Annotated in this window: 27 protein-coding genes; 25 read left to right on the top strand and 2 right to left on the bottom strand. The window is 52.7% G+C overall.

Annotation, left to right across the window (positions count from 1 at the left end):
- Positions 1–51 precede the first annotated feature (51 nt).
- From fabD to NFC81_RS07905, 14 genes are all read left to right on the top strand, one after another.
- Complete coding sequence (gene fabD, locus NFC81_RS07970) at positions 52–993, top strand: ACP S-malonyltransferase (RefSeq protein WP_304993957.1); 942 nt, start codon at positions 52–54, stop codon at positions 991–993.
- Between the two features lie 13 nt (positions 994–1,006).
- Entirely contained in the window at positions 1,007–1,750 is a 744-nt protein-coding gene (gene fabG / locus NFC81_RS07965; protein ID WP_304993956.1) for a 3-oxoacyl-ACP reductase FabG, read from the top strand.
- 108 nt (positions 1,751–1,858) lie between these two features.
- Complete coding sequence (gene acpP / locus NFC81_RS07960; protein ID WP_304993955.1) at positions 1,859–2,095, top strand: acyl carrier protein; 237 nt, start codon at positions 1,859–1,861, stop codon at positions 2,093–2,095.
- 86 nt (positions 2,096–2,181) lie between these two features.
- Positions 2,182–3,423 (top strand): beta-ketoacyl-ACP synthase II, encoded by a 1,242-nt coding sequence (gene fabF, locus NFC81_RS07955; RefSeq protein WP_304993954.1) that lies wholly within the window; start codon positions 2,182–2,184, stop codon positions 3,421–3,423.
- Between the two features lie 38 nt (positions 3,424–3,461).
- A complete protein-coding gene (locus NFC81_RS07950; protein ID WP_304993953.1) occupies positions 3,462–4,280 on the top strand; it encodes an aminotransferase class IV in 819 nt (272 codons plus the stop codon).
- Positions 4,267–5,316, top strand: coding sequence for an endolytic transglycosylase MltG (gene mltG / locus NFC81_RS07945; RefSeq protein WP_304993952.1), 1,050 nt, complete (start codon positions 4,267–4,269; stop codon positions 5,314–5,316). Before NFC81_RS07950 ends, mltG begins: the two co-directional genes overlap by 14 nt.
- Complete coding sequence (gene tmk / locus NFC81_RS07940; RefSeq protein ID WP_304993951.1) at positions 5,313–5,933, top strand: dTMP kinase; 621 nt, start codon at positions 5,313–5,315, stop codon at positions 5,931–5,933. The genes mltG and tmk overlap by 4 nt, the downstream gene beginning before the upstream one ends.
- Entirely contained in the window at positions 5,933–6,922 is a 990-nt protein-coding gene (gene holB, locus NFC81_RS07935; RefSeq protein WP_304993950.1) for a DNA polymerase III subunit delta', read from the top strand. The genes tmk and holB overlap by 1 nt, the downstream gene beginning before the upstream one ends.
- 17 nt (positions 6,923–6,939) lie before the next feature.
- Positions 6,940–7,278: a PilZ domain-containing protein gene (locus NFC81_RS07930; RefSeq protein WP_304993949.1), complete on the top strand. Its 339-nt coding sequence runs from the start codon at positions 6,940–6,942 to the stop codon at positions 7,276–7,278.
- A 101-nt stretch (positions 7,279–7,379) separates the two neighbouring features.
- Entirely contained in the window at positions 7,380–8,081 is a 702-nt protein-coding gene (locus NFC81_RS07925) for an alanyl-tRNA editing protein (protein ID WP_304993948.1), read from the top strand.
- A 10-nt stretch (positions 8,082–8,091) separates the two neighbouring features.
- A complete protein-coding gene (locus NFC81_RS07920) occupies positions 8,092–9,369 on the top strand; it encodes a D-arabinono-1,4-lactone oxidase (RefSeq protein ID WP_304993947.1) in 1,278 nt (425 codons plus the stop codon).
- A complete protein-coding gene (locus NFC81_RS07915) occupies positions 9,366–10,490 on the top strand; it encodes an alanine racemase (protein ID WP_304993946.1) in 1,125 nt (374 codons plus the stop codon). The genes NFC81_RS07920 and NFC81_RS07915 overlap by 4 nt, the downstream gene beginning before the upstream one ends.
- Positions 10,463–11,224, top strand: coding sequence for a pseudouridine synthase (locus NFC81_RS07910; protein ID WP_304993945.1), 762 nt, complete (start codon positions 10,463–10,465; stop codon positions 11,222–11,224). Before NFC81_RS07915 ends, NFC81_RS07910 begins: the two co-directional genes overlap by 28 nt.
- A gap of 70 nt (positions 11,225–11,294) precedes the next feature.
- Positions 11,295–11,771, top strand: coding sequence for a hypothetical protein (locus tag NFC81_RS07905; protein WP_304993944.1), 477 nt, complete (start codon positions 11,295–11,297; stop codon positions 11,769–11,771).
- Between the two features lie 22 nt (positions 11,772–11,793).
- Here the strand turns inward: NFC81_RS07905 and NFC81_RS07900 are convergent, their stop codons facing one another.
- Positions 11,794–12,672, bottom strand: a complete 879-nt coding sequence (locus tag NFC81_RS07900) for a YiiX/YebB-like N1pC/P60 family cysteine hydrolase (protein WP_304993943.1) — start codon at positions 12,670–12,672, stop codon at positions 11,794–11,796.
- 90 nt (positions 12,673–12,762) lie between these two features.
- Between NFC81_RS07900 and NFC81_RS07895 the strand changes: the two genes are divergently transcribed.
- Together NFC81_RS07895 and NFC81_RS07890 are read left to right on the top strand one after the other, a co-directional pair.
- Positions 12,763–13,359, top strand: coding sequence for a TetR/AcrR family transcriptional regulator (locus tag NFC81_RS07895; protein WP_304993942.1), 597 nt, complete (start codon positions 12,763–12,765; stop codon positions 13,357–13,359).
- Positions 13,352–13,885: a DUF1285 domain-containing protein gene (locus NFC81_RS07890; protein WP_304993941.1), complete on the top strand. Its 534-nt coding sequence runs from the start codon at positions 13,352–13,354 to the stop codon at positions 13,883–13,885. The genes NFC81_RS07895 and NFC81_RS07890 overlap by 8 nt, the downstream gene beginning before the upstream one ends.
- A 191-nt stretch (positions 13,886–14,076) precedes the next feature.
- On the opposite strand, the gene NFC81_RS07885 is transcribed toward NFC81_RS07890, so the two are convergent.
- Positions 14,077–15,723 carry an electron transfer flavoprotein-ubiquinone oxidoreductase gene (locus tag NFC81_RS07885; protein WP_304993940.1) on the bottom strand — a complete coding sequence of 549 codons (1,647 nt, stop codon included), beginning with the start codon at positions 15,721–15,723 and terminating at the stop codon, positions 14,077–14,079.
- A gap of 232 nt (positions 15,724–15,955) precedes the next feature.
- Between NFC81_RS07885 and NFC81_RS07880 the strand changes: the two genes are divergently transcribed.
- The 9 genes from NFC81_RS07880 (at position 15,956) to NFC81_RS07840 (ending at position 24,751) form a co-directional block, all read left to right on the top strand.
- Positions 15,956–16,705 carry an electron transfer flavoprotein subunit beta/FixA family protein gene (locus NFC81_RS07880; protein WP_304993939.1) on the top strand — a complete coding sequence of 250 codons (750 nt, stop codon included), beginning with the start codon at positions 15,956–15,958 and terminating at the stop codon, positions 16,703–16,705.
- 1 nt (position 16,706) lies between these two features.
- Positions 16,707–17,633: an FAD-binding protein gene (locus NFC81_RS07875; protein WP_304993938.1), complete on the top strand. Its 927-nt coding sequence runs from the start codon at positions 16,707–16,709 to the stop codon at positions 17,631–17,633.
- A gap of 96 nt (positions 17,634–17,729) precedes the next feature.
- Positions 17,730–19,916 carry a response regulator gene (locus tag NFC81_RS07870; protein WP_304993937.1) on the top strand — a complete coding sequence of 729 codons (2,187 nt, stop codon included), beginning with the start codon at positions 17,730–17,732 and terminating at the stop codon, positions 19,914–19,916.
- A gap of 69 nt (positions 19,917–19,985) precedes the next feature.
- A complete protein-coding gene (gspE, locus tag NFC81_RS07865) occupies positions 19,986–21,497 on the top strand; it encodes a type II secretion system ATPase GspE (RefSeq protein WP_304993936.1) in 1,512 nt (503 codons plus the stop codon).
- Entirely contained in the window at positions 21,498–22,703 is a 1,206-nt protein-coding gene (gene gspF / locus NFC81_RS07860; RefSeq protein WP_304993935.1) for a type II secretion system inner membrane protein GspF, read from the top strand.
- Between the two features lie 7 nt (positions 22,704–22,710).
- Complete coding sequence (gene gspG, locus NFC81_RS07855; protein WP_304993933.1) at positions 22,711–23,148, top strand: type II secretion system major pseudopilin GspG; 438 nt, start codon at positions 22,711–22,713, stop codon at positions 23,146–23,148.
- Positions 23,108–23,683, top strand: coding sequence for a type II secretion system protein (locus tag NFC81_RS07850; RefSeq protein ID WP_304993932.1), 576 nt, complete (start codon positions 23,108–23,110; stop codon positions 23,681–23,683). The genes gspG and NFC81_RS07850 overlap by 41 nt, the downstream gene beginning before the upstream one ends.
- Positions 23,676–24,056, top strand: coding sequence for a type II secretion system minor pseudopilin GspI (gene gspI, locus NFC81_RS07845; protein WP_304993931.1), 381 nt, complete (start codon positions 23,676–23,678; stop codon positions 24,054–24,056). Before NFC81_RS07850 ends, gspI begins: the two co-directional genes overlap by 8 nt.
- Positions 24,053–24,751, top strand: coding sequence for a type II secretion system protein GspJ (locus NFC81_RS07840; RefSeq protein ID WP_304993930.1), 699 nt, complete (start codon positions 24,053–24,055; stop codon positions 24,749–24,751). The genes gspI and NFC81_RS07840 overlap by 4 nt, the downstream gene beginning before the upstream one ends.
- Positions 24,752–24,769: the final 18 nt, after the last annotated feature.

Below are 24,769 nucleotides of genomic sequence, written 5' to 3'. Positions count from 1 at the left end.
AAACGCTCAACATAATGGCCGCCAAAATTAACAAGAAAATCTGGAATTACTATGAGTCAAGGTAAACGCGCCTTCTTCTTTCCCGGTCAGGGTTCGCAGACCGTCGGCATGTTGGGTGACATGATCGGTAGCGAAGCGCTGGTATCGTCCACCTTCTTTGAAGCCTCTGAAGTGCTGGGCTATGACTTGCTGGATTTGATTGCCAACGGTCCAGAAGAAGAGCTTAACCGCACAGAAAAGACCCAGCCCGCTATCCTGGCTGCCAGTGTCGCGCTGTGGCGCTTATGGCAAGAAAAGCAGGGTGCAATGCCAGATTTTTTCGCCGGGCATAGCCTGGGTGAATACAGTGCGCTGGTGGCCGCCAATGTCATCCATTTTAAAGACGCCATTAAATTGGTAGAAACCCGTGGTCGCTTGATGCAGTCTGCCGTACCTGTAGGTGAGGGTGCTATGGCCGCCATTATTGGGCTGGAAGATGCGGACGTAATCGCCGCCTGTGCAGTCAGTGGTGATGAGGTGTGCGAAGCGGTTAATTTTAACGCGCCGGGTCAGGTAGTGATCGCCGGAACAGCAAAAGGTGTTGATATCGCCATGGCGGCGGCAAAAGAAAAAGGCGCCAAGCGCGCCTTGCCATTGTCGGTGAGTGCCCCGAGTCATTGCGCACTGATGCGACCTGCCGCCGAGCAGTTGGCGACTGAACTCTCGATGATCGACTGGCGGGTGCCATCGCGGCCGATCATTCAAAACGTTGATGCCCTGGCGCACAGCGACGTAGAAATTTTGCGTACTAATTTAGTAGAGCAGCTGTATCGCCCGGTTCAGTGGGTGCGTTCGGTACAATTTGCCGCACAAGAAGGCGTGGTCTGGGCGGCTGAGTGTGGTCCGGGCAAGGTGTTGTCTGGCCTTGTTAAGCGCATTGATAAATCCATCGCCGTGAGTGCATTGGAGCAGCCGGACGGCTTTGCTCAGGCGCTCACTGACAGTCAGGGTTAAGAAGGAATCCATTATGAGTGAAGAACAGAAAGTTGCCTTGGTCACCGGCGCCAGTCGAGGTATCGGCAAGGCCATCGCCTTGGAATTGGCGTCGCGCGGCTATAAAGTTGCAGGCACCGCAACGTCTGACAGTGGTGCGGAGCGTATTACGGCTTATTTGGCTGACGCCGGTGTGACGGGGCACGGTTACAACATGAACGTCAATGACAGTGAAAGCATTAATGCAGCGCTGGCACAGATCAAGACCGATCTCGGTGATCCTCTGGTCGTGGTCAATAATGCCGGTATTACGCAGGACAACCTGTTCCTGCGTATGAAAGAATCCGAGTGGGATGACGTGATTAACACCAACCTGAGCTCGGTATTTCGCATTGCTAAAGCCTGCATTAAGCCAATGACGAAGGCTCGCTGGGGTCGGATCATCAGCGTCAGTTCAGTAATTGGTTCTATGGGCAACGCAGGTCAGGTAAACTACGGCGCATCGAAGGCCGGTATCGAAGGTTTTACCCGGTCTTTGGCAAAAGAGATCGCTTCGCGTAATATTACCGTGAACGCTGTAGCGCCGGGCTTCATCCAGACTGATATGACGGATGAGTTGCCAGTAGAGCACAAAGAGAAAATCCTCGCTCAGGTGCCTTTGGGTCGCTTGGGGCAGGCTGAGGAAGTGGCCAAAGTGGTGGCTTTCTTGGCCGGTGATGACGCAGCCTACGTGACGGGTGAGACCCTGCACGTTAATGGCGGCATGTACATGGGTTAATAGTGAATTTCGCGCAAGTGTTTTTTTACTTGCGGGAGGTTCGGGCCTTTTAATACACTAGCAACCGATTTAACTCAGGTTGCTTGAATAATTGTAGGGAGCATTACAATGAGTACTGTTGAAGAGCGCGTAAAGAAGATCGTCTGCGAGCAGCTGGGCGCCAAAGAAGAAGATGTGACGCCACAAGCTTCTTTCGTTGACGACCTGGGCGCAGATTCACTGGACACCGTTGAACTGGTTATGGCTTTGGAAGAGGAATTCGAAACTGAAATTCCTGATGAAGAAGCAGAGAAACTGGCTTCAGTTCAGGATGCCATTGATTACATCAATGCTCACCTGTCGTAATTTTTGTTAATTACTGAATAGGTTTACAAAAGCCGTACTGTGCCAGCACATACGGCTTTTCTTGTTTCTAAAAGGGGAGTAGTGCTATGTCTCGCCGTCGTGTTGTCGTGACAGGAATCGGTATGTTGTCGCCTTTGGGTGGTAACGTAAAGGACACATGGGCCGGTATATTGGCCGGTAAAAGCGGTATTCGTCCCATTGAACATTTTGATGCCTCACCGTTTGGCACCAAGTTCTGTGGTACGGTCCAGGGATTCGATGTAGATGCGTACATAAGTCCCAAAGAAGCCAAGAAAATGGACAAGTTCATTCAGTACGGTATCGCTGCCGCTGTGCAAGCAGTGGAAGATTCGGGTATTGAAATTACACCAGAAAACGCGGGTCGTATCGGCTGCTCCATTGGTTCTGGTATCGGTGGTTTGGAAACCATTGAAAAGAACCACGATGTGCTGAACAACAGCGGTCCACGTCGTATTTCACCTTTTTTCATTCCGGCGGCCATTATTAATATGATCTCCGGAAATCTGTCTATTCGTTACGGCATGAAAGGCCCTAACATTGCTATTACTACCGCCTGTACGACGGGTAGCCACTCTATAGGCTATGCCGCCCGTACGATTGCATACGGCGATGCAGATGCCATGATCGCGGGTGGTGCAGAGTGTGCATCCACGCCTCTAGGTATCGGCGGCTTCTCCGCTGCACGTGCCTTGTCACAGCGTAACGATGACCCGCAAGGCGCAAGCCGTCCGTGGGATCGTGATCGCGATGGGTTTGTACTCGCCGACGGTGCCGGTGTCGTGGTCCTTGAAGAATACGAAGCCGCCAAGGCGCGTGGTGCGAAAATCTATGCCGAGCTGACCGGTTTCGGTATGAGCGGCGACGCCTACCATATGACTTCTCCGCCAGAAAACGGTGCGGGCGCGGCGGCATCTATGCTGAACGCTATTAACGATGCTAAGTTGACGGCTCTCGACATCAACTATATCAATGCGCACGGTACCTCTACGCCAGCGGGTGATAAAGCTGAGTGCTCTGCTGCCAAGTCTCTGTATGGCTCTGAGTACAAGCAGATTCGTATGAGTTCTACGAAGTCCATGATTGGACACTTGCTTGGCGCGGCGGGTGCGGTGGAAGCTATCTTCTCCGTGCTCGCAATCCGCGACCAAGTTGCTCCACCGACCATTAACTTGGAAAACCCAGATGAAGGTTGCGATGTTGATTTCATCGCGGATGGCGCGCGGGAGATGAAGATCGACCACGCCATGTCCAACTCCTTCGGCTTCGGTGGCACCAACGGCACGCTGGTTTTCAGCCGCGTGAAGTAAGCCCGCCGTCTTCGGTCACGGCTATGAGTGGAGAGTCTATGCCCCGCATTTTGCGCTTTATCGACGGTAAGCCTGTGAACGCCGGTATCGTCACGCGCGCAGAGCTGTTGGGGCAAGGGCTTTTTGAGACCATGCGCTGGCAGGGCGGTATTCCGCTACTGCCATGGCACCTCAAACGTTTGCGTCGGGGGGCGGCCGATCTTGGCTATAACCCCGATCTTGTTGAATCTCTGTTCTTGAATGAATTGGAAGTCGTTACGGCTGTTCTGATGCCAGGCGATCAACAAGTCGTTAGGTTTCAATTATCCCATACGCAAGATGAACGAGGCTACGCCACGCAAATGGGCGAACTGAGCAGCTTGTGGCAGGTTTCCAGTGCGCCTTCTGCGGTTTTCTCAGTGGTGCAAGACGCCATTTTTGATACCCAGTCAATGCCATTTAATGCGGGGCAGCCGGGTAAGTTCTCCAGTCGGTTGGACCAGGTGTTGGCAGCCGATCGTGCTCAAGGCCAAGTTCTTTTACGCTGTGACCATAATGGTTTTCTACGTGAAGGCCTGAGTAGCAATCTTTTCTTTTACCGTCAGGGCATTCTCTATACGCCTGACCTGTCTCAATGGGGCGTGGAAGGTACCTTCCGTGCTTGGCTTATAGCGCATTGGCGCAAGCTGGGGCGGCCTGTAATAACTGGCGATTTTCGACCGGATAGCTTGCAAGCCGCGGACGCTGTATGGCTGTGTAATGCCGTACGTGGTGTTCAGGTGGTTACTGCAATAGGCCCAACCCGCTACAATATAGGCTTGCCGATTATCAAGCAGCTTGAACAAGTGGTAACTGATCTTTTTTATGAAAACTCTTAAACGTTGGTTCGCAATAGGTACCGTGCTCTTAACCGTAGTGATCGCTGGTGGGTCGGGTTGGCTGTATTCAATTTATAAATCGCCGACTCTGAACGCTGATACGGTTGTTTTTGAAGTGCAGCGTGGCAGCAGTGTGCGTGCGGTGGCCAATCAATTGGCGGCTGAAGGCGTGTGGGCGGACGCTGATTTCCTCTACTATTATGCTCGTTTAAGCCAGCAAACGGCATTACGGGCTGGAGAATATGAGGTTCCGCCCAGTATTTCACTGCCAGACCTGCTGGCTTTGTTGCAAAGCGGTCGCACTGTGCAATATCAGGTCACCTTTATTGAAGGCTGGCGCTTTCGTGATTGGCGTGAAGCGCTTGCGCAGTTAGACAATATCCAGCACACCATCATGGAGCTCAGTGAAGAAGAAGTCGCGCAAGTACTTGAACTGGATTATGTATTGCCGGAAGGTCTTCTGTATCCTGACACTTACTCTTATCAGCGCGGTGCTACGGATGTCAGCATTCTTCGTCAGGCGCGAGACAAAATGGTGCGTGTACTCGCCGAAGAATGGGAAAATCGTTCGGATAAAGCCGTGGTGAAAACCCCTTATGAAGCATTGATTCTGGCATCGATTGTCGAAAAAGAAACCGGCGCATCATGGGAGAGAGGGGAGATTGCCGGTGTTTTCACTCGACGAACCAATTTGGGTATGCGTTTGGAGACTGATCCAACGGTAATTTATGGTCTGGGAGATGAATTCCGTGGCAACCTGACGCGGCGCCATCTGAATACGACGACCCCATACAACACGTATCGGGTGTCGGGATTTCCACCAACGCCCATCGCCATGCCCGGTACCGATTCGATACGTGCTGCATTAAATCCGGAGCCGGGTACCAGTTTATTCTTTGTTGCCAGAGGTGATGGTACCCATCAGTTTTCTGACAACTACAGTGACCACCTAGCCGCCGTGCGTCGCTACCAACTGCGTCGGGCCAGTGACTATCGTTCAACCCCACCACCTGCGCCACCGGAGTCTACCGAATGAGTACTGGCAAGTTTGTCTGTATAGAGGGTTTAGAGGGGGTAGGCAAGTCGACGAATTTGGCATTCATAACCGATTGGCTGTTTCGCAACAACATCGCTCATGTTGTTACGCGTGAACCGGGTGGGACTCCGATTGCCGAGGAGGTCCGAGGTTTACTGCTCAGTAAACGCCCGGAACCCGTGGACGCCATGTGTGAACTGTTGCTGGTATTTGCTGCCCGAGCGCAGCACCTAAACACCAAGATTCGCCCGAGTTTAGAAGATGGTTTATGGGTGGTGACGGATCGCTTTACCGATTCTACCTTCGCCTATCAAGGCGCCGGACGTGGCATGCCCCTGGAGCAAATTGCTCAATTGGAAGCATTGGTGCAACAAGGCTTGAAGCCAGATTTGACCATCTTGTTGGATGCCCCGGCAGAAGTCGGATTGCAACGTGCAACGGCGCGCGGTGAACTGGATCGTTTCGAGTCTGAGCGCCTCAGCTTCTTTACGCGTGCACGTGATGTTTATCTGGATCGCGCTGCTGCAAGTCCTGATCGTTATTTGGTCATAGACGCCACGCAATCACTTGAGGCAGTGCAGCGAGAGATTGCCGCAGGTTTGGAACGGCTGACCTGATGGCACTTTTACCTTGGTTACGTCCAGCTGCTGAAACGGTCCGCTCGTTGGATGCACAGGCGCGCTTGCCTCACGCGTTATTGGTGGCTGGCGGTACCGGTATTGGCATGGAACAACTGCTGGGCTGGTTTGAAGCCTACGCACTCTGTACGCACGCCGGTCAGCGGCCTTGCGGTCAATGCCAATCTTGTGTTTTACACAAAGCAGGCAACCATCCTGATCAATTGCGTTTGCAGCCAGAAGGCAAGGCCATGCAGATCAAGGTCGATGCCGTACGGCAGTTGGTGCTGTTTGCCCAAGGTACGGCGCAGTTGGGCCAGCGCAAGGTTATCGTGCTGGAGGCCGCTGAGCGCATGAACACGGCCTCTGCCAACGCCTTGTTGAAAGTACTGGAAGAGCCACCCAGCGGAACACTCATCTTGTTGCAGGCAGAAGACGCCAGCGGCATGTTGCCGACCATCCGCAGCCGGGTGCAAAAGCTGGCTTTTAAACCGCCAGCAGCGGAAGAAGCATTGGCGTGGTTGGAAGGTCAGGGCGTACCCAGCGACGACGCCGGCCTGTTGCTGTCCTTGCATCGCTATGAACCCTGTGCTGCCCTGACCGCCTTCAATGAAGGTTACTTGGCAGCCCGGCGCCCTTGGCTCGATGCTTTACGGCATCAGGTGCGCTCTCCCAGTGTATCGACCGGTGCGCTTGATTCTTTGGTCAGTACCGACAGCGAGGTGCTGTTGCGTGCTTGGCTGTCGTGGGTGGGTGACATAATCCGCGTGGTGCAAACCGGGTCCGTACAGTGGGTCGTTAACCTTGACTATAGGGACGACATGACGGAGCTGGCGCAGCAGTTCCCGGATGCTCGCACCTGGGTACGCCTCTATGATGCTTTGCAGGACGTGATGCAGTCCGCACAAGGGGACAACAATCTCAACTGGCAATTGCTGTTGGAGTCGTTCTGGCTTAGGATTCCGGCCATCGTTAAAAGAAATGGCTGAGCAGTAGGAGAGCGCTGATGGTTCCTGGTAGTGGTATTCTGCAAGTCACGATGAAAGACAAGGCGGTGCTCTATGCTGCTTATATGCCTTGGGTGAAAGGGGGCGGTCTGTTCATTGCCACCAATAAGCAGTTTAAATTGGGTGACGATGTATTTTTGCTGCTCAACCTTATGGATGAACCCGAAAAAATCCCGGTGACGGGTAAGGTTGTCTGGATCACCCCGAAAGGGGCCCAAGGTAATCGTGCAACCGGCATCGGTGTGCAGTTTGACGGCAAAAGTGAACTGGCCAAAGACAAGATAGAAACCTATTTGGCGGGCGCCATGAATTCCGACCGGCCCACACACACCATGTAGTGGCCTCGCCAAGAATTGTCACCGTATTAAAGAATTCCTTGCACAGCATGTTTGGGGTATTACACTGAAAAAACCCTAGATTCACGGCACAGGAAATCGCTATGCAACCTCATCAGTTCTACCGCGACGCCTACCAGACTGATCTTACGAGCAGTGTGGTCAGCGCCGACGAAAACCGCTTGGTGCTGTCCGACACGCTGTTCTATCCCCACGGCGGTGGACAACCAGGCGATACTGGCTACCTCACAGTCAATGGCCAAACCATTGAAATCGTCGACACACGATATTCCAAAGACCGAAGCCGGATTGAACATCACTTAGCGGATGCTCTGGTTTTGGATATAGGCACTCCGGTCACCGTCACGCTCAACTGGGCGCGTCGCTATCGGCATATGCGCATGCATACCTGCCTTCATTTGTTGTGCCATATCATCAAGGACCCCGTAACCGGTGGGAATGTCGGTGCTGATCTCAGTCGTGCCGAGTTTGATCTTACCAGTCCGTTGGACAAACAAGAGTTAGAAGATCAGCTCAACGCCATCATTCAACAAGGTGCTGATGTGACCACGGAATGGTTACCTGAAAGCATCTTGGATGAACGGCCTGACCTCGTGCGTACCATGAGCGTTCAGCCACCGAGAGGCCATGGCGACATACGCATGGTGCGTATTGCTGGGCTGGACTATCAACCTTGTGGCGGCACACACTTAAAAAATATCAGTGAAGTAGGTCAGGTGCGTGTGCCCAGCATTAAGAGTAAGGGCAAGCAGAACAAACGCATTAACATCGAACTGGTGGACTGAGGATCTCGGAATGACTCTCTGGCAGAACTGGTCCGGTGGTGTTCAAGCTAACCCCTTTGCAAGCGTCCATATCCACAATGAGCAACAGCTCGTTGATACTGTTCGGCAATCTCCTCGACCCATTCGAGCGTGTGGGGCAGGGCATTCGTTCTCGCCATTATTGCAACTGGAAGGTGGCGTGCATCTGCACTTGACCGACTTGAACAAGGTCGACGTAGAATCTCGTGATCCGCTGTTAGCGCGCATCGGCGCCGGGGTGCAGTTGCATAATCTGACACCCCAGTTAAATGCCTTGGGTATGGCGCTCGACAACATGGGCGACATCGACGCCCAAACGCTGGCCGGCGCTTTGGCAACCGCCACACACGGGACCGGGCAAGAATTGCCGTGCTATTCCGCGATGATTGAGGAAATGGTGTTGGTTGACGGGCAGGGGCAACGCCGGGTTATCAATAGGTCCCAAGACGACACACTCTTTCGCGCTATGGCAGTCGGGTTGGGCACCGGCGGCATTTTGAGCGAAGTTGTGTTGCGCACGGTGCCGCATTATCGTCTGGCTAAGCGTCGCTTTCAAATGGACATTGATGATTTGTTGGCCGATTTCCCGGCGCAGATGGCCGCCGCGCGGCATGTTGAGTTTTTTTATATAACGCATTCCGGCCAGGCGCTGGGGCTAGCCAGTGATGTAACGGATAAACCCTGTACGGTGCGGCCGCCGGATACTGATCAAGACGGCTTGGTGCAACTGCGCTGGGCCGCTCGGTTGCTGAGCTGGGCGCCTGCACTGCGCCGCAAGGTATTGGCGTATGCACTGCGTGATCACAGTGCTGAACATTTTGTGGCCGATTGGTTTCAAGCCTTTGCCAGCGATCGCGACCGCATCCGCTTTAATGAGACGGAGTATCATCTGCCCGCCGAGCTGGCCCCTCAGGCTTTGCGCGAAGTGATAGCGTGCATGGAGCGCCATTTTCCGAAGGTGTATTTTCCGCTAGAGATTCGCACCGTTCAGGCCGATGAGCTGTTTCTCTCGCCTTTCTATCGGCGTGATTCAGTGTCCATCGCCGTGCATCACGAAGCGGGTAAACCCTTCGCCGCATTAATGGCAGCAGTAGAGCCTATCTTTGCGCGCTATCAGGGGCGACCTCATTGGGGTAAGGCGCATACGCTGACGGCCAGAGAGCTGCGCGCTCTGTACCCAAAATTTGACGAGGCTGTAGCGGTACGGCGTGAACTCGACCCAGAAGGCGTCTTCAATTCACCTTACATTAAACGCTTGTTGGATTTATGAGTGTCTCGGCTCTGGGCGCAGCGTTAAAAAAACACGGAGTAGAGCGCCCGGCGCTGGTGCTCGATTGGCAAGCCTTTCAGCATAACCTGACGTATCTGAACGACCATTTACCCACCGGCTATCACCGGCGAATAGCCGACAAGTCACTGCCGTCATTGGACTTGCTGGATCGTGTGCTGGCGGGTTTGCACACGCAAGCAATCATGTCCTTTCACTTGCCGATGACGCAACAGGTGCTGGCCCGTTTTCCGCACTTGGACGTCTTGATGGGTAAGCCAATGCCCGTCGGTGAAGTGCAGCGGTTTCTAAGCTCGTGCTCGCAGGCTGCTCAAGTTACCTGGTTGATCGACAGCGAACAGCGACTGGCCGAGTATCGGGCCCTGGCTGACAGCGGTCCTCCCTTACGTGTTGCTTTTGAAATCGATATTGGCCTGGGGCGCGGCGGCTTTGCCGACCCGTCGGCATTGGCGCGTGCTGCGTCCAACACGGGTGCGCTGACTGTGGCGGGGGTGATGGGGTATGAGGCGCACGTTAACGCCTTACCGAGCCTTCTGGGGCGCGGTGCGCGTGCCCAGCGTGAAGCTCAGGCGCGACTGCAGGCCTTTGTTGACCAGTTGCCAATGGAAGCACGGCAGATCATCAATACGGGTGGGTCAATGACGGCGTTGATGCTGCCCAAAGAGGGGCCAGGTAACGACCTAACCATAGGTTCGGCGGTGGTAAAACCGTCGCACTTTGATCAGTCTTGCAACCAGGTGCTGAAGCCTGCTTTATTCGTTGTAACGCCTGTATTGAAGGTGCACCCGCATGGCTTGCCAGGGTTTCCCCGGCTGTCTAAAGGGTTGCGTCGACTGCATATCATCGCCCCGGACATTGCCTTTATCTACGGTGGTAACTGGCTGGCGAAGCCCGTTTGGCCTTTCGGTTTGAACAACAGTCCATTCTACGGGCCATCGTCTAACCAACAGGGGTTTACCTTGCCTCGCGGTGCCACAACACCGAGTCATGTGGTCTTGCGACCCACGCAATCGGAAGCGTTGATCAGTCATTTTCCCTGTATTTGGGTGTATCGCGACGGGCAGATCAGCGAGCAATGGCCGACATTGCCGCCACTCGCATGAAATCAAAACGCGGTCGCCTTGACCGTTATATCGCCAAAACCTGCCAGCATCCTCTGAGGTCGGTCAAACTGCTGCTAGCCAGCGGTCAGGTAACAGTGAACGGGGTGATTGAGCGAGACGGCCAACGACTCATCCATGAGTTTGACTGCATTACCTGCGAAGGCCGAGTGCTGCAACAACAAACGCCCATCTATTTGATGCTGCATAAGCCTGTAGGGGTTGTCTGTGCCACCATAGACCGTCATCATAAAACCGTTTTGGAGCTGATTGATCACCCTCGTAAACATGAACTACACATCGTCGGGCGGCTTGACCTGAATACGTCAGGCTTGGTTTTGCTGACCAACGACAGTCGATGGTCACGCTACCTTACAGCGCCAGAATCCAAGGTGCCAAAACGATATGAGGTTATGCTGGAGAAGCCTCTGACTGATGATTATGTAAAAGCGTTCTCTGACGGTGTTTATTTTGCCTACGAAGACCTTACCACAGCGCCCGCTACGCTGGTGCTAACATCGGAGTACACCGCCGAGGTCATCCTAACGGAAGGCAAGTATCATCAAATTAAGCGCATGTTTGGCCGGTTTCGTAATGCGGTTCAGACTTTGCACCGCTCTGCCGTGGGTGATGTTGAACTGGATGCAACATTGGCCCCGGGTGAGTGGCGGCAACTTGCGGTAGAAGAGCTAGGCAGTCCTGAATCAATAGCATGGCGCTCTGGCTTCCTTAGATGAACACTAATGGCACTCTTTAGGTTACCCTGCTGAGTGCGTCCGACTATCCTGATGAACAAAGCGAGCACCCATGAGCAGTAAACGAAAGCATACGGCAGTAAAAAATAAGAAACAGGCCATGGGCCCCAAGAAACGCACTCTGAAGCAGCACCTGCGACGGTTGCGCGGCTGGGGGATAACCTTGGTGGTGATCGCTGGGATTGGTGGTGTAGCGTGGTTTTATCAAGCCCAGCACGCCGATATGCGCGATATCAGTGTGGTTGGTAACGGCACGCCTACCGTCGTGCAACTGTTCGATCAGAATTGCGTCACGTGCCGTCAGTTGGACAAAAACGCTAAAGCGGCCATGCGCAGCTTCGGCGACGAACTGCAGTTCCGCATCGTGAATTTGAACGTACCCTCGGGGCAGGCATTTGCACAACGCTACAATGGAGGCCAAACAACTCTGTTGTACTTTGATGGCAACGGTCGGCACGTGACCACCGTAACGGGTGTTCAATCTTCAGCTGACTTGCGAGAGAGCTTTGAGCTATTGGTTTCGGGTTGATCTCAGTCGTTGTTTTATGCGTTTAGCTTTCAGGCCGTCGAGACGGCCCTTTTCGTGCACTCTCATGTGCTTTCCAGTCCACATCTACATATAGATGTTTTTCATCATCTGATAAACTGACGTGGCCCTCCCAAGGCATCATCCGATATGCTGGATGCTCTTCGTTTGAGAAAGCAAAAAACGGATATTTGATGATGTCGAAATAGGGTGAATAGTCAAAGTCCGATGGCACATTGAGTAACGGATTGCGTTGAAACAAGCGCACAGTATTACCATCACCTCGCTTAATGAGAGGCAGGATAGGGTAGTTAATGGACGCAAAAGCCTCGGCAATCATGGTTGAACACACTGTGCGTGTGTGACCGCCTGGTTGCCATTCAAACAAACTGGATTGCAGGCGGCGAGGCAGGATGCTCCAAGGCAGATAGAAACGTGCCAGATCGAATATCTGCCGCACGTTGTATTCAGTACCTAGGCGCTGCACGGCGTAGGAAATCACTTGCTGCCCGTCCTTATAACGCAGATCACGTGGGCGGCAGATACGCAGATGCCGCTTGTCATAGACGTAGAGCGGACGAATCACCGTTCCCAAGCCGAGCTGACTCTCGGCGATCAATTGAATATCCGGTTGTCCATCGAAAAAAGTTCTAACGCGTTCACGCATGCGCGGATCTTCAATGTCGTGCAGCCGGCCAATGTAGAGTGCGGCATGCGACCAACGACTTTGTGTGATGGTTTTGATGACGTCCGCCACACGGGACTTTCCTTCCACCAGCAGAACGTCGCCAGGCTTGATTTCATGGCGCAGGCGCTCAAAATCGCTCATCGGAAAACTTCTGTCTTCATGCTCTTTAGTAAGCCAGTTTTCCACCCGATGCAGGATACGTTGCAAAAGTCCCATGGATTCCGTTTCCCATAAGTAGATTTCGACTTGAATTGTCGGTCTGTTTGTTACAAGTTATCGGCACCGAAATCAGTGGCTGTATAGCACATGTTAACTCCCGTGTTTCACAACCCGAACTTGGCGCCGATGGAGCTGACAATCCTGAACGCGGCCATTAATCTAGCGATCAGAACTTCAGCTGACCGTATTAGTATGACACAGATTCAAAAAGTCGCCGGAGTGAGTAAAGCGACGTTGTATCAATACTTTGCAGGTAAGTTGGATATTTGGGCAGCGATACTGCTTGAAGAGGATATTGAGCGCGCGCGGGATGCAGGTCCATTGGTCAGAAATGGTGATGCCGATGCTTGGGAAAGCTATTTTTACCGCCTGACCCTGCACCCTGCTAAGCTGGTGGTGTTGCAGAAAATGGAGCAAGCTCTGCGTCAGGAAGACCCTGATTTGCCTCGTTACAAAGATTGGCTGCGGCAGCGGCGCAGTTATCTATCCTTAATGGTACAGGCTGCACAGCAGCACGGTGTCGATGAGATGGAAGCACGGCAACGCGTAGCCATGGTGTGGACGACATTGGAAGGGTGGTTACGCTTATACAATGAACCGGACTTTCGTGAGTTCTGTGCGGGCCGTCAAATCTTTGCGCAGACACTGGCGAAACAATTTTCTCAATGGGTGATGGATGCTTGATCTCAGTGTGCTCGGCCGAGAGCCAACCAGCAAAGAAGTGTTTAAAAGGGCGCCTACGCACCTTTGGCACCCAGAGGGCTGTGGTGATATCGATATTCGTATTGATGGAATCGGGCAGTGGTTTCATGAGGGTGGGATTATACGGCGGCAGGGCTTAGTGCGATTATTGGCCAGCATCTTGAGTCGAGAGGACAACGACTACTGGCTTACCACGCCGGTGGAGAAGATGCGCATTCAGGTAGAAGATCTACCGTTCGTAATTACCGAATTGCGTGAAGAGAACGAGCGCCTAGTGGCCATAACCAATGTCGGTGAGGTGCTGGATGATATTGAGGGTTGGACACTAGAAGTCGATGCTGACGGGGAGTTACGGCCTGCAGTTAAAGTGTTTGATGAACTTCAAGCACGGTTATCGCGCAATATCTATTATGATCTCGCGTATCGCGCACTGGCCGAAGGCGTAGAGCGTGGCGGGGTACTGTATTGGCAGTTTGCCGGACGGGATTATCCCCTTGGCAAGGCTTAAGGTGAGTTGAAGACTAGCGCTATTAAAAGACCCAGAGCTTCTCTAGGCAAAAAGCGTCCAGAATGCTCACCGGCTTGCCAGAACGACCATGGGTCGGCCCGGAGGGTGAACGCAGCGAATATTTACGGCTTGTAAACTGGGCGTTCTGGACGCTTTTTAACAACGCTAGATTGAGAAAAAGAGGCTTTTATCTACATGTTCGGGTAGTTCGGGCCACCACCACCTTCAGGTGCCACCCAAGTAATATTCTGCGCAGGGTCTTTGATGTCGCAGGTCTTACAGTGCACGCAGTTCTGAGCATTGATCTGGAAACGACGCTCGTCGCCTTCCTCGATGATTTCATACACACCCGCAGGGCAATACCGCTGCGCAGGTTCCATGTATTCTTCCCAGTTTTTACCGGTTGGAATGGTCACGTCGGCCAACTTAAGGTGTACCGGCTGGTCTTCCTCATGGTTGGTGTTCGAGATGAATACCGACGACAAGCGGTCAAAGCTCAGTTTGTTGTCTGGCTTGGCGTAATCAATTTTCTTTTGCGTACGCGCAGGTTTCAAGCTGTCGTGATCAGCGTGTGTATTACGCCATGTCCACGGCAGTTTACCATTAAAAATATTCAGATCGATAAAGGCATAGGCGCCACCGAGGAGGTTGCCAAACTTGTGGATGGCGGGGCCAAAGTTGCGCTGCTGGTGCAGTTCTGTCCATACCCACGAATCGGTGAAAGCGCTGGCGTACGGTAATTCTGATTTTGTTGACCAGTCTTTCTTGGCTTCGGCATATACCACTTCTGCTGCAATCATGCCGGACTTCATGGCCGTGTGGCTGCCTTTGATCTTCGCGAAGTTCAGGGTGCCGGCATCACAGCCGATCAGCAGACCACCAGGAAACGCCATTTTAGGCAGCGATTGAATGCCACCTTTGGCGATTGCACGCGCACCGTAGGAAACGCGCTTGCCACCGTTTAATACCTTGGCAAAAGCGGGATGGTGCTTCATGCGTTGAAATTCTTCAAACGGCGACAGGAAGGGATTTTCATAGTTTAGGTCGGTGATCAAGCCAACGACCACCTGACCGTTCTGAAGATGGTACAAGAACGCGCCACCGGTAGCGCCGTTTTCCGCCAAGGGCCAGCCGGTGGCATGGACTACCTTGCCAGGCTCTTGTTGCTCGGCAGGGATGTCCCACAGTTCTTTGATGCCAATTCCATAATGTTGTGGATCTGAATCTTTATCCAGCTCAAACTCGCGAATCAATTGCTTGCCCAAGTGTCCGCGGGCACCTTCAGCAAACAAGGTCACATTGGCACGCAACTCCATGCCGGGCATAAAGCTGTCTTTCTGTTCATTGTCGCGACTGACTCCCATATCCCCGGTAATGACCCCAGCCACCCGGCCTTCTTCAATGATGGGTTGTTGCGCTGCAAAGCCTGGAAAGATTTCGACACCCAAAGACTCAGCTTGTTCGGCCAACCAGCGACACAGATTACCCAAGGAGATGATATAGTTGCCGTCGTTGTGCATGGTCTTGGGGGCAAACAGGTTTGGCACCTTGATGGCAGAGGTGGCGCTGGTCATGTACAGGATGTCGTCGCCCTTAACCGGAGTGTCCAGTGGCGCGCCCATGTTGGCCCAGTCTGGAAAGAGTTCGTTCAGTGCACGGGGTTCAAATACGGCACCCGACAGAATATGTGCGCCGACTTCAGAGCCTTTCTCAAGAACGCAGACTGAAATTTCGCGGTCTTCCTGCTGGGCCAGTTGCTTAAGTTTGATGGCGGCAGACAGGCCTGACGGGCCGGCACCGACGATGACCACATCAAAGGTCATTGAATCGCGTTCCATAATGGACTCCGTAATTATTCTGTAGACGTTGTTGTTTGCCGATTTGTCGTAACAAACCGGTAGGGTTTGGTGCGAAATATACCGAGTCCAGTAAATAATTCAAACAACTGTTTGAAATTATCGAGCTAAAGCTCCAAGATAACGGTTGTCAGGTGGTACTGTTTCATTTCAATACCGGAATGCAGATCGGGGTAAACCCCAACGCGCCGGTACAAATAAGAGGAAGAGTGTAATGAAGGTATTGGTCGCGATAAAGCGCGTGATCGACTACAACGTCAAGGTCCGTGTAAAGCCCGATGGCTCTGACGTGGATCTGGCGAACGTCAAAATGGCGATTAACCCGTTTTGCGAAATTGCCGTTGAAGAAGCGGTACGCCTGAAAGAAAAAGGCATTGCCAGCGAGATCGTAGTCGTTTCAGTTGGGCCTGCCAAAGCCGAAGAACAGCTGCGTCAAGCCCTGGCTTTGGGTGCCGATCGTGCGGTTTTGGTAAACTCTGAAGAGAATCTGACGTCGTTGAATGTGGCTAAGATTCTGAATGCTGTGATTACTGAAGAGAAGCCGGATCTGGTACTGCTGGGTAAGCAGGCCATCGATTCGGACAACAACCAGACTGGTCAGATGTTGGCACAGTTGGCTGGCATGGCGCAGGGTACTTTCGCCTCGGTAGTAGAAGTTAAAGACGGTAAAGCGCTCGTGACTCGTGAAGTTGATGGTGGCCTGCAAACGGTTAGTTTGAGCCTGCCTGCGGTGGTTACCACCGATTTGCGTTTGAATGAGCCGCGTTTCGCTAAGCTTCCGGACATCATGAAAGCCAAGCGTAAGCCTTTGGACAAGAAAGAAATCGCCGATTTAGGCGTATCTTTGAAGTCGACGGTAAAAGTATTGAAGGTCGAAGCGCCCGCAGAGCGTCAGGGTGGCGGCAAGGTTGCAACGGTAGCCGAGCTGGTTGAAAAGCTGAAGAACGAAGCGAAGGTGATTTAATATGAGCACTCTTGTAATTGCCGATCACAATAACGGCCAGTTTAACGCGGCAACCAAAAACGTAGTGGCCGCGGCCGCTCAATTAGGCGCTGATGTGCATCTATTGGTTGCTGGCAGCAACGTAGGTGCTATCGCTGAAGCCGCGGCACAGGTAGCAGGTGTCACTAAAGTATTGGTGGCGGATAACGCCGCTTACGATCATGGCTTGGCCGAGCCGTTGGCGGATCTGGTTGTCCAGTTGGCGGAAGGTTATGACGCCGTTTTGGCACTGGCTAATACGACCGGCAAAAACTTTATGCCACGTGTTGCCGCAGCGTTGGATGTTGAGCAGATTTCCGACATCATCGGTGTCGTATCTGCCGACACCTTTAAACGTCCTATCTACGCTGGTAATGCTATTGCCACGGTTCAGGTGGATGAGCCAAAGAAAATCATAACGGTACGTAGCACTGGCTTCGATCCTGTTGGTGAGCAGGGTGCATGCGCAATCGACAGTGTTGGTTTTGTGTCTGCGTCTGCTGTTTCTGCGTTCAGCGGCGAAGAGCTGGCGGCATCGGATCGTCCAGAACTGACGGCGGCGCGTGTGGTCATCTCTGGTGGTCGCGGCATGGGCAACGGCGATAATTTCAAGCTGCTAGATGGTATTGCGGACAAGCTGGGCGCTGCCATTGGTGCTTCACGTGCTGCGGTTGACGCTGGCTTTGTTCCTAATGATATGCAGGTTGGTCAGACCGGGAAAATCGTTGCCCCTGAGCTTTATATTGCCGTGGGTATTTCGGGTCAGATCCAACACCTTGCTGGCATGAAAGACAGCAAGGTGATCGTGGCCATCAACAAAGACGAAGAAGCACCTATCTTCCAAGTGGCCGACTATGGTTTGGTGGCTGACTTGTTCGAGGCAGTGCCAGAACTGGAAAAGTCTCTGTAATCGCTTGAATACACAACGAATGCTGCGTTGATGTTCAAAGCATAGTATCCTTGCCCGCCATAACCATTGCGGCTATTTGCGGGTAAGGATAACACTATGCGTTGGGGGCTTCCGCCAGAAAACAGCATCCAAAAAAACCGAGACTTGTTGCGTCAAGCTGATGAGCGGATCTCGCGTCAAGGCCGAGTGAGTGTCTTCGGTCATTTGTTGGTATTCCTCTATGTTGAGTGGATGACCGGCTTTCAAGCGCTTCAACCACTGCATACCTACATTATAGGCACAGCATTGCTGCTAGCCGCCATGATACGCCTGTATCATCTGGTCCAATTTGAAAGTATTTACCCGGCGGGTCCACAGCGGTGGCGTCGTCGATACGGCGTCGTAACCCTGTTTGGTGCAGCGGCTTGGTCTGGTTTTCTAACGCTCACAATCTTATTACCCAACTACGAAGTGCCTGAAGCCTTTATCTGGATTTACACCGCCGCTGTCTGTGCAACCCACATTTATATTTTTGCCCCTTATCCTGGTATGTCCCAGTGGTATTTGCGCATCATGTTGATCCCGCCAGCCATCGCCAGCATCGTGCTGTTCAATATCAGCGCGACCAGTTTGGGCGTTGGTGTGCTGTTGTTCTACTGGTTTATGCGTTCGACCGGTGAGCAAGTGTCGAAGCAGTATTGGGACTCTGCGGAGAACCGACATCGCTTGGAAAGTGAGCTGTCCCGAGTCAGTGCGTCAGAGCATAAGCTGGTCGCGCGGGTTGGTAACAGTGACCGCTTTATGAGTAACCTGATTTCTATTGTTAAGACGCCGCTGAACGGTGTCTTGGGTATGTTGAGCTTGTTGTCTGCAGCCAAACTGCGTCAGGAAGAACATAACCTAGTGACCGTGGCGTCGCAAAGTGCTAATTCTCTGGCTGAGCTGGTTGAGGACTTTGATACTTATCTGCGCGTCAAGGGCAACATGTTGGCGGCGGATGACAAAGTATTCAACTTGGCCCGTACGATCGAAAACGTTATGGAGTCGCTGGGACCCTTAGCGCATGAGCATGGCTTGGAACTGTCTTATATCCTTAAGCCAGACATGCCGGAGCGTGTTATTGGCAACGTACGCCAAGTGAACACATTGCTGAAACAACTGACGAATTTCGCCATCAATACGGGCGTGGCTGGTGAAGTCAGTTTGAAGGGGGGGGCTGCTCAAGACCGTGAAGGCGTCGATATCAGTGTTCGTTTCGTTGCGGATTTAGAAGCCAGTTTATTGGAAGATATTCAGAGTATGCTGCGCAACCGACAGGGGTTCGAAGCGCTGGATTACATCGATGTCAATATCCTGAGCTTGGTCATCTGTGCCAGTTTGGTGCAGCAATGTGATGGTGAAATACGCTTAAATGTTTTAAGTACCGAAGAACCTCACTTGCTCCAGGTCTCGGTGTTCCTGCCGATAGCGACCTCAACACAGGGCAATAAAGCGTTTCTGCCTAATCGACATTTTCACGGAAAAACTGCTTGTATCGCGGGTTTTCCGCCTTACGGTACCGCCTCAGTTGCCGCTGAATTGGAAGGCTGGGGCATGCAAGTGGATATCCGCACCATGGACGAGTTACTGAGCATGGGGGACGCGGTTTACGAGATCGATTTTTGCCTGGTCAACATTCCGCTGCATACGTCAGAGGACGAGCAAAAGCAAATTCAAGAGTTAGTGGCGCTCACGGATGCCAATGATGACGACGACAAACCGCGTATTTATTTTCAAGCCAGCGCCTCCCAGCAAGGTCTATTGCGCCAGTGGATGCGGGCCGACCTCATGATTAGCAAGCCTGTTTCCCGCCGTACCTTGCATCGCTGGATGCTTGACCGGAAAACCTGGCGTGATGATCTGAATGAGCAGGTCACTCAGCAGTTGCTGGGTTACCGTATTCTGGTCGTTGACAGCAATCACGTAAACGCCATGATCGCCCAGAAAATATTACAGCGCCTCGGTGTGGAAGTCGAACTGGCAAACAGCGCTGAGCATGCGTTAGCACTGTTCCGGCAGGACAGCTTCGACATGATTTGGGTAGACCAATACCTGAACGATGACATGACAGGACATGAACTGGTTGGCATGATACGCAATGAAGAAAAGGAGCAGGGTGCTGGCCGTGTTATTATTCTCGGTTTGACGGATTCCCAAACCGTCAGCATCGAGCGTAATTGCCAAGCGGCGGGGATGGATGATGTGTTGGCGAAGCCACTGAGCTTACCGCTGGTTACTGAGACGCTACAGCGACACTTTTTGTAGCGTTTACTGAGAGGCCCAACAAAGCAATGATGTCACCTAAAAATACAATAAAAGGCAGTAAATCGATCCATGAGTGAGCAATTGGCCTCCAAGATGGAGCAAACGGACCAACCTGAGCAGGCCTCTCAAGACACTGGGAGAATGCCCTTTGCTTATGCTAAGCGCCATGGTGTTGTACTAGCTGGCACTGTATTGTATATCCGTGATGACACACCAGCGTTTGCCATTCAAGAAGCAGTGCGTTGGCATGGCGCGACCATACCCTTTGAAGTGTTGGATGATGAGCGCTTCAATCAACAACTGGTGCAGGCTTATCAGTCGCAAGATGAAGACCGCATGCAGCAGGCCGATGACTTTGATGATCTGGACCTGATAGCCTTGGCAGAGTCCGTTCCAGAAACCGAAGATCTACTGGAGCAGGCGGACGATGCGCCGATCATTCGATTGATCAATGCTATTCTTACCGAGGCGGTCCATGAGTCCGCATCGGATATTCATGTTGAAACCTTTGAAAAGCGCTTAGTCATTCGCTTTCGGGTAGACGGCGTCTTGCGAGAAGTTTTGCAGCCCAAGCGCGCCTTAGCCTCGTTGCTGATTTCTCGCATTAAGGTAATGGCTAAACTCGACATCGCAGAAAAGCGATTACCGCAAGACGGCCGTATTGCCCTGAAAGTTGCCGGTAGAGAAGTCGATATCCGGGTGTCCACTTTACCCTCCAGCTATGGTGAGCGTGTGGTGATGCGTTTGCTTGATAAGCAAGCGGGGCGATTGAACCTGAGCCATCTTGGTATGCGGCCAAAAGATTTAACGCAATTACGCAGCATGATTGCGCGTCCGCACGGTATTATCCTGGTTACAGGCCCTACCGGTTCCGGTAAGAGCACCACGCTTTATGCCGCGCTGGAACATTTGAATTCTGCCGAACGCAACATCATGACAGTGGAAGATCCGATCGAATACACCCTGCCAGGCATTGGCCAGACCCAAGTCAACACCAAGGTCAACATGACTTTCGCCCGTGGTTTGCGCGCCATATTGCGCCAAGACCCGGACGTCGTAATGATTGGTGAGATTCGTGACGTCGAAACGGTAGAAATCGCCGTGCAGGCCAGTTTGACGGGCCATTTGGTGCTCAGCACACTGCATACCAATTCTGCCGTCGGGGCTGTCACCCGGTTACAGGATATGGGTGTTGAGCCTTTTTTGTTGTCGTCCAGTTTGGTCGGCGTGTTAGCCCAGCGTCTGGTGCGTACTCTGTGCCCTGATTGCAAGCGACCAGCCAAACCCGATGCAGCGGAAGCGAAAGTACTGGGTCTAGATCCCTCGACCGAGCACATGATCTATCATCCCGTCGGCTGCAAAAGTTGTAAGCAAAGCGGTTATCGTGGGCGCTTGGGGCTTTACGAACTGGTCGTCATTGACGAAGCTTTGCGCACGGCAATCCATGATAAGGCGGGCGAAATAGAACTAAGCAAATTGGCGCGCCAAAACACCACCAGTATTATGCAGGACGGCATCGAAAAGGTGCTCAGTGGTGAGACCACCATTGAAGAAGTCATGCGTGTGTGTAGGAACGTCTAAATGGCCGCCTTTGAATACACCGCACTTGATGAGCGGGGCAGACAAAAAAAAGGGGTCTTGGAAGGTGACAGCCCGCGCCAGGTTCGAACTCAGTTACGTGATAAGGGCTGGGTGCCGCTGGAAGTAGAACGTGCGGCGGAGCAGAAAAAATCGAACGGCTGGTTACGGCAACCCACGATTTCGGTCAGTGAATTGGCCATGGTGACTCGGCAGTTGTCGACTCTAGTAGCCTCCAGTATGCCACTGGAAGAGTGTTTGCGCGCGGTAGCGGAACAGAACGAATCACGACGCCTACGCTCCATGTTTATGGCCATTCGCGCTAAGGTTTTGGAAGGTTACAGTTTGGCCAAAGCATTCGGTGAATACCCGCGTGCTTTTGACAACCAGTATTGCGCGACCATTGATGCAGGCGAGCATTCAGGCAAGCTGGATTTGGTGTTAAGCCGTTTGGCTGACTACGTCGAGGATCAAGAAGAAACGCGACGTAAACTCCAGATGGCGGCTACCTACCCAGTGATTCTGACCGTTATAGCGGTTGGTATCGTGGTTTTTCTACTCAACAATGTGGTGCCGCGCATATTGGATGTCTTCACCTCCAGTGGCCAAATCCTGCCACCAGCGACCCTTGCATTGATTGCCGTGACGGATTTTTTCCAGAGCTACTGGATACACGTCGTGGTTGGAATGGTTTTATCGGGTGTTACCTTTCACCACTGGAATCGCGACATCAAGCGACGCCGGTTAACGCACCTGCTGTATTTACGTATTCCTTTCATCCGCTCGTTAATTCGTGGATTCAGCACCTCGCGCTTTGCCAGTACAGTAGCCATGCTGGCCAGTAGTGGCGTGCCCTTGGTAGAAGCCATGCGAATTGCGGGTTCGGTGATCAATAACCTGCCCATACGTTATGCGGTGGCCGATGCCACGCGTAAGGTCAGTGAGGGCGGCACCATGAGCCGGGCCTTGAAAGAAACGGGCTATTTCCCGCCCATGATGATTCACATGATTGCCAGTGGGGAGTCCAGTGGTAACCTTGAGGATATGCTGGCACGCACAGCGCGTACGCAAGAACAAGCATTGAAAGACGTCATCTCAACGGTGGTCGGGCTCCTTGAGCCGTTGATGCTGATACTCATGGGGTTGATCGTTATGATCATTCTGTTGGCAGTGGTACTGCCTTTGACACAAATGAATACAATGGTGTAGCAAGCATATGAAGAAACTGAAGTCTAACCAGTCAGGTTTCACGCTCATTGAACTGATGATCGTACTGGTGATCATAGCGGTGTTGACCGGTTTGGTAGCACAAAATTTTATCGGACGCGATCACGATGCTCGGGTGCAAGCCGCGCGCGCCGATTTCAACAGCATTCAGAACGCTTTAGAGATCTATCGCTTGGACAATCAGAGCTTGCCCAGTACTGAACAAGGTCTGGATGCATTAATGAGCCAACCAGCGGGCTCGCCGCCAGCGCGCAATTGGCGCGGGCCTTATTTGCGCTCACAGCCCAAAGACCCATGGGGTAACCCGTACGTCTACGTAAACCATGGCAGCAACCGTATTGAAATTATTTCCTACGGCGCCGATGGTCAACCTGGCGGCACAGGTGATGATGCTGACCTGTCCAGTCTGGACAATGCGGGCAACTAAGCGCGCTCATCGAGCGCATGGTTTTACTCTAATCGAGTTGATGGTGGTGCTCATCCTTGTAGCGATTGTTGGTGCTATGGTGGTGGGCTCAATCGGTGGTAGAGACCGCGAGCGCACTCATCAGCAGTATCTTGGCCAAATACAGGCCTTCGTGGATGAAGCCTACATTCAAGCGCGCTTAAAAAGCCAAGACCATGCTTTGCAATGGTATCGCGACCAAGTTGTTCTCCTGGCCCTGGTGGCCAGCGTGAACGACCAAGGTGATGCTGTTGTGTTAGCGGAAGTGGAAGACACCTTGACGATGCCAGCAACGCTCGAGCTCATACTGCAACTAAATGATTCCAGTATTCTTTTACCTAGCGCACAAGCTGGCCCTGCGCCGAACGCCCAGTCCGCCCATGTATTTATCCTTCCTGACGGCACCAGTGAAGATCCTTGGGCGATTGATGTGACTTGGGAGGTTGATGGCGAGCGGTTTCGGCGGCTGGTCAGCGATGGTTTGAACCGTCCCCAATGGCGGTATGCCAATGAATAAGCCCCGTGGTTTTACCTTAATTGAAGTCATGGTGGCATTGGCTGTTTTTGCCGTGATCGCCAGCAGTGTCGTATTGGTCAATACACGCGCGATCAGCAATGCTGCTTTATTGGAGAATCGCCTGTTCGGGCTGTGGGTCGCGGAAAACAAAATGGCGGAGTTGCGTATCTCAGGTGCACCGCCAATTAATGAATACGAGAATGAAGTGTCGAATTTCGGCCGCGAATGGGTGGTGCGGTGGACGGTCGAGGATGCTGAATCGGCTGACTATGGCGCCTATGTTCGTCGCGTGACGGTGCGCAGCTTCTTGGCGCAAGGTGATGAACTCAGCGATGTTGCCAGTATTGTTGCGCTGATCCAGGTGCCATTATGAGGCAACAAGGCTTTACCCTACTTGAGTTGATGATCGCTATTACCTTGTCGGCGCTCTTAGGCTTAGCCACCTTGAACTTGGTAAGCCAAATGGCAACCAGCCAAGAACGTATCAATGCCAGCACTGCCACTTTAGATCGGCTGGGTGCTGCCAAGTCACGCTTGGAAGCCGACCTTACGCAGTTCGCACCACACCGACCAGTAGCTGATGATTTCGGTAACGAGCAACCGGCTTTGGTTTACAGCTCGGATGGCGTACTGGAACTTACACGTTTGGGCTGGCCACGCTCTATCGTCAATACCCCATTGCGTTCTGATCTTCAGCGTTTGGAGTATCGCCTCGTCGATATCAGTAATGATATTTGCCGCATGGGCTTAACCACTGAGGAGTGGGATCAGCGCGACAGTATTCGTGGCTTTTGCCTGGTGCGGCGCTACCGGCAACATCTGGAAGCCGAGCGTGATAATCCGTGGGTAGAGCAGGTGGTACTTGCACCTCTGTCGGACATGTCACTCCGGTTTCAAACTCAGGATGCCAATGGAGCCTCTAGCTGGCATGACGTATGGCCACCTGACCGCGACGATCGAGCCTTAAGCATCAGGGGCATTGAATTGACGCTCGATTTCGACCCCGTTGGACCAGCCCAGTTCTTCTGGGAAGTGCCCGCCCAGCTACACGACCGGAGCGAAGATTGATGCGGACGGGAAGGCAAG

The organism is Salinispirillum sp. LH 10-3-1 (genome assembly GCF_030643825.1).
In the GTDB taxonomy this organism is placed as follows: domain Bacteria; phylum Pseudomonadota; class Gammaproteobacteria; order Pseudomonadales; family Natronospirillaceae; genus Salinispirillum.
Note: the sequence above shows the minus strand (reverse complement) of the source record. Positions and strands in the feature narration are given on the sequence as shown.